We start from the raw sequence: 10,584 nt of genomic DNA, 5'->3' as shown, positions 1-10,584 counted from the left end.
GAAGGCCGCTGAGTGCGTGCGGCGGGGTCTTCTGCTCATATTCGCTCCAGTCTTCACAGGCGAGGTCCTCGCCAGCAGGAGCAGTTTCCACACTTATCGGCTTGTTCAGATTTCCGGGGCCAGCTCTCACCTGGTTGCTGCGACGCCCAAGCGGCGTCGGTATGGTTCCTATCTGGGCGAGATCAGTCCAGCGCCAGAGAACCTCATCAACCGCGACTTCACCGCTGGTGCTCCCAACGAAAAATGGCTCACCGACATCTCGGAGTTCCACATTCCTGCGGGCAAGGTGTACCTGTCGCCCGTGATCGACTGCTTCGATGGCAAGGTGGTCAGTTGGACGATCGGCATGCGTCCAGATGCTGAGCTTGTGAACACGATGCTGGATGCCGCCATCGAAACGATCGACAGCACCAGCCGGCCTGTCGTGCACTCGGATCGCGGCGCCCACTACCGCTGGCCTGGATGGCTGGCACGCATCGCGGATGCCGACCTGACGCGCTCTATGTCCCGCAAAGGCTGTTCGCCCGACAATGCGGCTTGCGAGGGCTTCTTCGGTCGATTGAAGACCGAATGGTTCTATCCTGGTAATTGGCAATCTTCGACCGTCGAGCAATTCGTCCAGGCCTTGGACTCCTACATCCGCTGGTACAACGAGAAGCGGATCAAGATGTCCTTGGGTGCGCGCAGTCCTATCGACTACCGAAGAAGCTTGGGCTTCACGGCATAACCAGTCCAAGAATTCCGCCGCACCCCCGGTGGGTCAAAGTTCAACCGGCGCCGACACCATGGGCAATCCAAGCTGAGCGCCAAACTGCGCCGACACCAGTTCGGCAATAAGTTCGAGCCGCGCGTATTCCGCAGAGCCGAAGCGCGGGAGGTCTGAGGACATCATGGCCAGCCGCTTCACAGCTTGGCTGCCATTCCCTGGCGCTTCGTGCAACAGCGTGGCGTGGAAGTCCTCTAACGAATGGAACTCACTAACAGGGGCGATGCGGACCTCGTCCGTGCGTGGAACGTAGCAAGGGTGGAACCCCTGTCCAAAACTGACTTTGAGGCCCATGTTCTGCAAACCAAAATGACTTGCTCCACAGCATCGGCGCAGGTTACGTTGCATTCGCGAACGGGCATCGGTGCCATGCCGTCGATCCGGCTAGCATTGAATACGTTGTAAATCCGCATGATCAAAGCCTCGGAACCGTCCTCGGCCAGCAGCTCACCCCCCCCCCGCATTGGCATCTTGTTTTGCCTCTCTGCAGTTGACCTCGACCATCTTGACGATGTACGTGCCGCGCTCATAGACGTCGAATAGGCTGCTCGTGTCTTGGCCTATGACTCAGAAAGTGAAGTCTCTCGGCTCGGCCAGATTGGGGGTCATCGGGGTTGCTAGCGAAGGGGATGATTGTTGTGCTGAAACGAAGTTCATAAGCCGGGAGTGCTTGGCCTGACGTATTGACCGCGATTTCGTAAGCCAAGTCGTTGTGCGGGACTGGCGACCCGGTCTATGTGTATTGAGAATTCGACGGCCTGAAGATCGATTGCATAGGGAGATGACCGGTTCAGCTGAATCAACATTCAGATCGACTGCAGCGATCAGGACTCGACGGCGAGTGGTGCGTGATCCTAGGTGCTGCTCGAAGAATCAGAATCCCATCTTCGGCACACTCCGTATTCTGGCTATCTCAAAGTCCTCCGCCTGCACACACCTCCGCCCCGCCACCAGCGCCCGCCCCACCGCCATCCCCGCTCGCGTCTTGAACTCGCGAACGGACATCCCCCCGACCACGCGCTCGAGCACCGATGTCGGTATTGACTTCTCGAAACTAATCAGCAGCATCTCGCTCACCAGATTCTCGAACACCCGCTCGAACATCCCGTGCACTTGCGCCTGGGTCGGTGCTTCAATCTGCACCACGTGCATGCGACTGAGCAGTGGCTTGGGAATCGACCCGGTGTCATTCGCACAGCACACCCACCGGATGTGCGAAGCATCCACCAGGATCCCCGGCAAGCTCTGATCCTCGAAACGCGCGGCCGTTTCCACCTCCAGCAAGGTGTAAAGCGCCGCCAGCGGGTCGTGGCGCTGGTCCACCGCCACTTTGTCCAATTCGTCCAGCACCGCGATCGGATTGGCCGTCGCCTGAACTCCCCCACGCCCCCAGGCCAGCGTCTTAAAAACCAGTCCCGGGGCCGAATTCCCCCAATACACCGCCAACCCATCCAGCACGGCCCCGATACTCGCCGCGGACATGTCCACCTGAAACGTCGGCGTCCTGAGCATCGTTGCCAGGCGTGAAGCGAAGAAGCTCTTGCCACACCCGGGTGGCCCGACCAAAAGCAATGGCGCAGGCCGCGTCCGACCGCCTGCCGCGGCCACCGCCAGGCTCGGTGCGATCACCTCGTCTATCGCGCGTTCGAAGTTTGGAAACTGCTCGCGCATGTCATCGAGCTGCGTCCGCCACTTCTGCGACGGCACGGCCAGGTGACGCACTGTGCTCGACTTCACCAGTCGCTGCACCGTGGCCTTGAGCCTGGCCTGCGCATGCTCGTCGCTGCTGTTGAGCGTCGCCATCGCCTGTGGATCCGCCAAGTCGTCCAACCGAAACACCTTGACCCAGTCGCGCTGCTCGCGGCCGACCTGTGGCGGCTGGCCCTGGACCCGAGTTGGCAACGTGGCCGCTGCCAGCTCGGCCACCTGGCCCAGCACCTTGGTCACTTCGCGCCGTGGCAAGAGCGTGCCGCACTGATCGCAGCCGTACTGCCAATACCCCGCAGCCCGCACGCGGAGAAATACTGCCCCCGCGCAGGCCTGGCAGATCATGGCGTCGAAGAGGAGGGTGACCCCTGTCTCGGCAGCCCGGTGGCGTGCGAACGGCAGCCGGATCGCCAGGAACTCCATGGTGACGTCCGGCTCCTCAACCGACTCGGGCGTCGTGTCGATCGGCGGTAGACCGCCCATCCACTCGAACCCTTCCGGCGCGTCTTGCTCCTCTTGTCCCTCTGGCGTCTCTTGCCCGGCTGGCGCCTCTTGTTCATCAAACAGTTGCCCAGACGCTGCATCTGCGTGCTGCCGCAGGGCCCGGTCCAGTTGAGCGAACGGGTCTTTACCTCGGGCCCCCGCCCGATCCCAGGGTTGAACCATGTTGCAGGCCTGTTACTTGACCGCGGTGCAAGAGTCCAGCACGAAGAACTGGCTGCCCTCGCCACCTTCTTCGTGTCGAATCACCGTGGCCTGCACCGTGCCCCCCTTAAAGCCCGGGGTCATCCTGCTGCACACAAAACCAATCTCGTCTTTGCGCACCACGAAGAAGTCCTTGCTGCCCCCACCGAAGGGCCGGAGGTCCAGCCGCACCTTATGGAACAGCACCGTGTTCGAGACGACGCGCTCACTGCCTTCGAGCCGTTCGTAGCGCCGCGCTTCGCGCACGAGGTCCTTGTAAGTAAGAGGGGGCTGATCAGCCAGGACGTCGCCTGCAGGAATGGTGATCGCCAGAAAGATCGCCAGGAGGAAGGCCAGGGTGATGGAGTATTTGCGTTTCATTCGTTATCTCCGGGCGGCTTGCGCCGCCCACATGCGACCTCACCCCAAGAAGAAAAAAAAGAGGGGGAGGTCACGGGGGTTGCGCACGGTGTCCGTCCGGGCGAAGGGTGGTCAAGGACACCTGAGGTCACGCTTCTCAGGTTACGTCCCGGTCTTGCTCCGGGAATGGGCATCGCTGCGGCTTGTGGCCAGAGCGAATGGGTTGACCGTGAATCGAAATTCGGGGCGCAGAGCTCACCAGGTAACCAGTTGCCGATAGCCTTCGAAGCCTTGTCGGGGAGGGGCAGCGGTTGCCTTGCCTGCCCTGGAGGCGGTGCTGGTCATGGCTGTGGCTGAAGCTGAAGAGCCGAAGGTCTTGGCGATCGTCTGACTCGGCCCGCTGCCGGTGGCGATCCACATGGCAGGCAGCACCAGGGCGCAGTACAGAACCGCCACCATCGCCCCCAATGCCACGACACGCACGAGCAGCATCGGCAGACAGAAACCCACGACCGCGAAGCTGATTCCCGAGACCAGGAGGCACGCCCGCTCGATCCAGCGCATGTAGCGCAAGTCGATGAAAGCCTCAGGAATCACGTAGCTGCCCAGGAGGAACCCGCCGATCGCAAGCGCTGCAGAGAAGAGGCCCATGGCCCCCGCTGGGGTAAGCGTGTTGGCACCGCGTGTGAACATGTCGGCGAGGTTGTCGGCGCTGCTGCTGCCAGAGCGGATGCCATAGCTCGCCCAAGGCGTGGCACGTGTGTTCATCCCCAGCGCGGTCCACGGCACTGCCGGGAGCGCGTCGAACAGCACCAGAGCCGCCAGGACCGACGCCACGGTGTAGCACACGAGCGTCCAGAACGCGTGGCCTTCGCGCCACGCTACATCGGCTTGGGCGTATTGCTGCACGGTGGCAGACCAGGTCTGCTGACCCCAGGAACCGTCACCGATCGCAAAGAGCCGGTGGGTTCGCGTCACCGTCACGGGTGGACCACTCAGGCGCTGGACGGTGTACTGGAGTTCGCACAGGTAACCATCTGCCTCCGTTACGGATGCACATGACTTCTTGGTGATGTTCCGGACCTCCGGGGTTGCACTGGCTTCGAAACCCCTGGTCTTCCAGCCGGCAAAGGCTTGGTTGATGTTGGAGGAACTTGGCTCGTGGGGAAGGACGGCATGAAACAAGAAGCCCACTACAGCCGCGACCAGCACGAGGATGGGGGTGAGGCGGCTCACGAAGACGAGGCGCAGGGCGAGGTACAGAGGGTGAGGGAGGGCTGGAAGCCGTAGCAATGATCGAGACATGGGGAACTCCAATCTAGTGAACGGGATAACTGCCGCTTCGAACCACGGACCCAAGACGGCCCGTCAATCAACGAGGCCGACAGAGCGATCCAGAAAAACAGTGTTTGCCACCTTATAGGTGGCATTACAACTCAAACGGTCCTTCAACTCAAGCGGTTGACATACGACTATCAGAGTCGGCTGCAAACCATGAAGAAAAAAATTCCGGACCTCGATACCAAAGCTTTGGGCGCAGCGATAGCTGCTCGCCGAGTCGGGGCAAAGTTGTCCCAAGAAGACGTCGCAGAAAAATTAGGAATCGGCCAAGAAGCGGTATCCCGCACTGAGCGAGGCGTGGTGGTGCCTTCGCTGCAGCGGCTTTCGGAGTTTGCATTCGTCTTCGGCTGTGGCGTCGACGAGCTAATCCTGCCGACCAGCGCGCTCCCAAAAGATCAAGCTGTGTGGTTAAGCAAACGACTAGGAGACCTTCGGCCAGCCGATCGTGATCTGGTTATGGAAGTAATAGAAAAAATCTGCGACCGACTCAAGCGCTGAAGAGCGTCTTGCTGACCCGCTTTCGACTCGTACAGTTGCCCCGCGAGGTACATCGGGCGCCCAAAGTTCAAAAGCTAATGCCGCTCCGCGAGCACTGAGCTGGCGCGCCCCACGCACCATTTGTTCTTTCACGAAAGATCAGGATGAGTACGCAGCTAAAGCCTATCGTGACAAGGACCACCTAGCACTGATCTGAAAGCAAAAAGCCTGCTATCGAAAAGATAGCAGGCTTTCCTTCTCCCATGAGACACGCGGTGTGGTAGGCCGTGATGGGCTTGAACCATCGACCAAAGGATTATGAGTCCGTTGACATTCTCAACTTCCCGGATCGCTGCGTGCACTGAACTGCCGAGCAGGTACAGTCGGGGGTGCCACCTGTCGTACTGCTCATGACACCCCCTGATGAGTGGTGCAAGTTGTTGATTGAATTGCCTTTTCTTGCACCCGTGTGGGTTTCGGTAGCTCTTCCGTGAAGAGCCACCAACACTACTTTTGCGGTTGTCCGCTTAAGTCCAAAAGCCCTAAGAAAATCAACTACTTAGGGCTTTTTTCATTGCCCTTGCTTCCGCATCGGTCCGGGTGCTTCCGAGGCATTGTGCAGTAACTGCACCAGTAACCGCTCCTCCACGCCACAAGGCGAGTGAAAGTTACTGCTGCGCGATCTAGAGCCGTTGGTTCATGTGCAGGCTTCGCTACTGTTGGCCCAGATTCCTTAAGCGGCCAATCAGGCAGAACTTCCGCTCACAGATCCAATTGTGGTTCCGCAGTCAGCTTGAGACTGGAAGCGGTCTTCGCGCCAATCGAGGTTGTGGTCCGCCGCCGCGTCAAAACAGGCGTCCCGTGGATGGCGCGTCCTTGTGCGCCAGCCTGCAGGGAAACTCTGCAACGACTTCCCGCCGAGGTCGTCAGTCGCGGGACTACAGAAACTGGCAGCCGTCTCTCTCGGGTGTCACGATGGTCGCGCGGCGAATAGCCCTCGTGACCGCGACGCGCAGTGCCAGTCGTGACTGCGCAATGCGCTTGGCGTCGGCGTTCGCCGCTACGATGCGCCCGGAGAAAGTGCCCTCGTAGATGACGACCTCGTCAAACTCTTTACCTTTAGCCTTGTGGATGGTCATCACGTGCAAGCCGCGCCACTCCTTCTGCGCGGCAACAAAATGCTCTTGAAGCAAAGCGTCGCGAAGCGCCGCCTCGGCTCCGACATAGTCTCCGCGCGTTCGCCACAGCCCGCTAAGCGCCGTCCGCAAAGCGGAGCCCCTATGTAACAGCCGAAGGAATCGTGCGTCCTCGGCGACGCGGGCCACGTGGGCCGCGCTGGATGCGGCAATCAACTCTCTCACGGCGGCCCAGTCTTCCTCGGGGCTTCCCGAGAGCTTGAGGCCGGCGCGCTCGCCGGCGATCCTCTGGCACTCCTTGACGACAAGCTCTCTGTTCTTGCCCCGGATCTTTCCCGTCGACATGTAGGTGCTGATCGCACCTGCGAGGTCCATTTCCGCCTGTGCCGGAGCCTTGTTTCCACCGCGGCCACGGATGTGGGTGTGGAGCGCGGCGACAAGGCGTGACGCCAACACTGAAGCGGGGCCGCCCTCCAGCAGCACGGCGATGACGTTTGCAGCAAGAGACGGCGATTCCGCGTCCATCGCCACGTCATGTCGAAGCGCCGGCAGGCCATCCTGCTCCGAGGATAGGTATTGCGAAAACTGCAGCATGAACGCCTTGGACGGGACGAGGACAGACACCGAGGTGCTTGCCTCGTTGTGCAGACGCCGTAGCGCCGCCAGCACCTCCGTCTTTGCCCGGTAGTGCGTACTCTGGTTCCTGCGGAAGCCGTAGCGCACGATCTTCACGTGCGTGTAATCTTTGCCGCGGTTTCGCTCGGTCAGCAGATCGTTTCCGAACACGGTAATGTCCGTCCCGTTGCTTCGGTGGTTCTCGCCCGCGAAGTCAAAGCTTCCAGGCCTGAAAGTCTCGACAAATTCGCCCAGGCGGCGGGGATCAGCGCCACGGAACTCGTAGATGCGTTGGTCGGGATCGCCGAGCGCGATTAGGCGGCTGCACCGACCCAGTTGACGAATCATCGCCCATTCGTCGGCGTTGGTGTCCTGGAACTCGTCGAGGATGATCGTCGGATAGGTGTCGCAGTAGATGCCCGCCAATCGAGTGCTGCGCTGGAAAAGTTGTGCGACCAATCGAGCGAACAGGTCGAAGTGCAGTCGCCCCTCTTCCTCGAACAGGCGCAGCATTTCCTGATCACGCGCATCCGTGCCCACGTCGGCGAAGTGAGCCGCGGCCTCCGGCGGCGGCAGAAGGGTGATGGCCCTCGTGGTGTTCAGCAGGTAGCCGTGACTACGCAGGATGCTCCAAGCGAACCCATGGTACGTATTGATCTCGACATGTTTGAGTTCCTGCGGCGAGATGAGCTCGGCCGCCTTCTCAAGGATACGGGCGACCGTGGGCCTCGCGAAGCTCAGGAACAGCACCTTCTGTCCTGGCTTCAGCGATCCGCTTGCGACCAGCTGCTGGGCCTTGACGAGCGCAACGTGGGTCTTGCCAGCGCCCGGGCCGGCGAGGGCCAGCGCGTGTTCGGGGCAAGCCAAGAAGGCGACCTTCTGCGGACTCCAGGCCATGGGCTCAAGCCACTACGGCTTCGGCAGGAGGCACCGGCGGCACGGGCGGCACGGGCGGCACGGGCGGCGGAGGCTCGACGACTTGGACAATGCCGTACAGGCACGATGTGACGTACTCAGGCATTTCCTGCCAGCCCGCGCAAGACGCGAGCAGATCGGCTGCCTGGCCGCTGCCCTTGCCCCAAGAGAAGTATTGCGAGAGCGCACTCTTCAGCGGGGCCAAATCGACCCCCTCCACGGGCGTCACGTGAGCCAGGTGCTGCGGCCAGTCGCCATCGGCCACCACGCTCAACGCGTATCGTCGAACCGCGTTCTCATGGGTTGCCTGTAGCACGAGCGACTCGAATCCCTTCATGGGCGACTCGAACATGTAGTCGACCGCGGCCTTAATGAGGGCGAGTTGTGCTTCGTGCTGCTTGTCGAATACCGCGAAGACGGTCTTACCCAGCGCCTTAAAAAAATGCCCAAGCGGCGCGACCTGGGAGTCCGACCTGGCGTCGATGACGGCGACGCCGAGCGCCTCGAGCGACTTGAAATACTCGGAATTGGTCTGACTGAGCGTGCGAGCCGCCGCCTGCATCGCGTCGAACTCTGTGCGACCTTCGACGATGAGTACGTACTTTGCGAGCAGCGCCTCGCAGAAACGCGCTCGAAACTCCGCCTTGTAGGCCTTTCGCTTGATCGTCGGCGGCAAGCTCGCGGGGACGGAGGTTAATACCCCACTCGCGCGCTTCAGCACCTTAATCTGGGCGGGCTCGAACTCCTCGAGCACGTACGGCGAGTGCGACGTGAAGAGGGCCTGCGCCGACTTCTCGCGCACGCTGTTGACGATCCGCTTCTGCGTGTGTGGAGGTAGTGCCGTCTCGGGCTCCTCCATGGCGAAAATCACGTTCTGCTTAAGTTCGGCGATGATGGATAGCAAGGCGAGCACCAGCGTGTTGATAGTACCCGTGCCCTGATGTTGGTACGGGGCCGCATAGCTGCTGCCATCCGGTCGCTTCGCGCCGGTGCCCATGAAGACTGTGAGCGTGCGTCTCAGGGTTTCGCGGGTGAGGTCCGAAACGCGCATGTGCGGATCCTCGGCCCAATCCGACGGCACGAACTTCTTGATCGAGACCTGCACCGCGGCCAGCAGTGTGGATACGCCGAGTTCAGGTTTCTCAGCAACTGGCAGGGTGCGAAGCGACCCCAGCAGTTCTTCCCACATCTTCAGGCGCGACTCTTGAAGCCGCAGGATCACGTCCAGCAACGATCCGCGCTCCAAGCTGAGCGCGCGCGAGCCGGTGCGCACCGTCCGCAGATAGAGGAAGCCGCACTTGCGCTTATCGGTGGAGCGAAACGCCTGGTGCTCGCCGGCGCCAATGGGTGCTGGAAGCGAAAAGTAGGTGTTGCCGAGGAAGTCGTCTTCCTCCGCGTCGTAGGCTCCTCGGAAGAAGACGCGCAGTGCGGGCCCTATCTCGGCGGCGTCGGTGCCTTCGACCGGCGGCCCGGCGAGCAGCGTCTTTGTGTTCGCGTCCCACCATTCCAGATGTTCGCGAAAGTGTCGGAGCTGCTCTTCGTTGAGGTCGCTGACGATGACCTCTACCGAAAGCGGAATCGGCTGCCCGTCACCGCTGAGGTACTGACCCGCATAGAAGTCGTGCTCGTCGACGACCGGACGGCGGGAGAGCCGTTCTGGCCCCAAAACGAGGTCAATCGCCTCGAGGAGTGTGGACTTGCCCGCGTTGTTGTCGCCAACAAGCACGCTGTGGCCCTCGAAGTGGACGATGCCCTGAATGATGCCTCGGAAGTTCGCGACCTTGACCTGGACAAGCTTCATGTAGCCTCCCTCTTGAACGACTGGTAAGCATGGCCGCTATCTTTTCATTATGCGCTCGCCTCTACAGCTAGAAATCAAGGAGCGCTGGGCCTCACTGAGCTGACCCGCCGTAACCTCCGCTGGCTTCAAATCGCAAGAGCCGTTCCGGTATGACCTCTCTGCGGCTAGAGCTGTTTTCCGGCTTGGCGTCGCCAACGTCTGCGCCCGCTGCATAGCCGCCATGCTCGACGCCGTCTACCCCGCACATTGCTTTTTCTCTTTGCTTAGCGTCGTTTTTGCTGACACGCCAACCGACCCGGCTTTGGCCTTTGGCCTTTGGCCCGTTGAGCATCGTGAGCTGTGTCGCTCCATTACGACCGCGCAATGCTATAGCTTAGAATCCGAATCGCGCTTGTCGGCGCACGCTGCCCATCATGGCTCACCTGGTTCGCCGGGACGACAATGATTTCTCGCAAGCGTCAGCTTCCACGTTCAGCGGAGCTTGGCAATGGGCACCAAGGTATTCCGCTTCAACGTTTGGAGCTTGTCTTGAACCTCATACCAACCACGCCGACTGCTGCCGAGAAACTACATCGGCTCGCCAAGCAACGGCGCAAAACTCATCCGACTTCGCTCGCCGTCGCGCTCGACACGATTGCAAGGGAGCACGGCTATCACTGTTGGCGCCGGCCGAAATTTGACCCACCTGTGAGGGTTGTGCCGCTTCAAATTTGACCCGGGTGTTCAGCCTACCCTGCTGCTTTTTTAAGCGGTGGGGTATCAGGAGTGATCACTATGGCCAT

General features: G+C 60.9%; 8 protein-coding genes. 2 read left to right on the top strand and 6 right to left on the bottom strand.

The window, feature by feature from the left end:
* Positions 1–727, top strand: a 727-nt coding sequence (locus VLK31_RS35980; protein ID WP_409173284.1) for an IS3 family transposase, incomplete at its 5' end; no start/stop codon positions are given.
* Positions 728–760: 33 nt separating this feature from the next.
* Here the strand turns inward: VLK31_RS35980 and VLK31_RS35975 are convergent.
* The 4 genes from VLK31_RS35975 to VLK31_RS35960 all read right to left on the bottom strand — a co-directional run bounded on the left by VLK31_RS35975 (position 761) and on the right by VLK31_RS35960 (position 4,753).
* Positions 761–1,114, bottom strand: coding sequence for a zincin-like metallopeptidase domain-containing protein (locus VLK31_RS35975; protein ID WP_409173283.1), 354 nt, complete (start codon positions 1,112–1,114; stop codon positions 761–763).
* 525 nt (positions 1,115–1,639) lie between these two features.
* Positions 1,640–3,139, bottom strand: coding sequence for an AAA family ATPase (locus VLK31_RS35970; RefSeq protein WP_409173282.1), 1,500 nt, complete (start codon positions 3,137–3,139; stop codon positions 1,640–1,642).
* Between the two features lie 12 nt (positions 3,140–3,151).
* Positions 3,152–3,538 (bottom strand): hypothetical protein, encoded by a 387-nt coding sequence (locus VLK31_RS35965; protein WP_409173281.1) that lies wholly within the window; start codon positions 3,536–3,538, stop codon positions 3,152–3,154.
* A gap of 234 nt (positions 3,539–3,772) precedes the next feature.
* Entirely contained in the window at positions 3,773–4,753 is a 981-nt protein-coding gene (locus VLK31_RS35960; protein ID WP_409173280.1) for a hypothetical protein, read from the bottom strand.
* A gap of 258 nt (positions 4,754–5,011) precedes the next feature.
* Here VLK31_RS35960 and VLK31_RS35955 point away from each other — a divergent pair, with 258 nt between their 5' ends.
* Positions 5,012–5,356 (top strand): helix-turn-helix domain-containing protein, encoded by a 345-nt coding sequence (locus tag VLK31_RS35955; RefSeq protein WP_409173279.1) that lies wholly within the window; start codon positions 5,012–5,014, stop codon positions 5,354–5,356.
* 917 nt (positions 5,357–6,273) lie between these two features.
* Here VLK31_RS35955 and VLK31_RS35950 read toward each other — a convergent pair.
* Both VLK31_RS35950 and VLK31_RS35945 read right to left on the bottom strand, forming a co-directional pair.
* Positions 6,274–7,983: a UvrD-helicase domain-containing protein gene (locus VLK31_RS35950; protein WP_409173278.1), complete on the bottom strand. Its 1,710-nt coding sequence runs from the start codon at positions 7,981–7,983 to the stop codon at positions 6,274–6,276.
* 4 nt (positions 7,984–7,987) lie between these two features.
* Entirely contained in the window at positions 7,988–9,802 is a 1,815-nt protein-coding gene (locus tag VLK31_RS35945; protein WP_409173277.1) for an ATP-dependent nuclease, read from the bottom strand.
* Positions 9,803–10,584: the final 782 nt, after the last annotated feature.

The sequence above is a fragment of the Variovorax sp. H27-G14 genome (assembly GCF_046156345.1).
Taxonomy (GTDB): domain Bacteria; phylum Pseudomonadota; class Gammaproteobacteria; order Burkholderiales; family Burkholderiaceae_C; genus Variovorax.
This window is presented reverse-complemented; position numbering and strand designations above follow the sequence as displayed.

Coding starts and splice junctions, on each gene's coding strand:
- VLK31_RS35945 (WP_409173277.1), bottom strand. CDS start 9,802: ATGAAGCTTGTCCAGGTCAAGGTCGCGAACTTCCGAGGCATCATTCAG.
- VLK31_RS35965 (WP_409173281.1), bottom strand. CDS start 3,538: ATGAAACGCAAATACTCCATCACCCTGGCCTTCCTCCTGGCGATCTTT.
- VLK31_RS35955 (WP_409173279.1), top strand. CDS start 5,012: ATGAAGAAAAAAATTCCGGACCTCGATACCAAAGCTTTGGGCGCAGCG.
- VLK31_RS35970 (WP_409173282.1), bottom strand. CDS start 3,139: ATGGTTCAACCCTGGGATCGGGCGGGGGCCCGAGGTAAAGACCCGTTC.
- VLK31_RS35950 (WP_409173278.1), bottom strand. CDS start 7,983: ATGGCCTGGAGTCCGCAGAAGGTCGCCTTCTTGGCTTGCCCCGAACAC.
- VLK31_RS35975 (WP_409173283.1), bottom strand. CDS start 1,114: ATGCAACGTAACCTGCGCCGATGCTGTGGAGCAAGTCATTTTGGTTTG.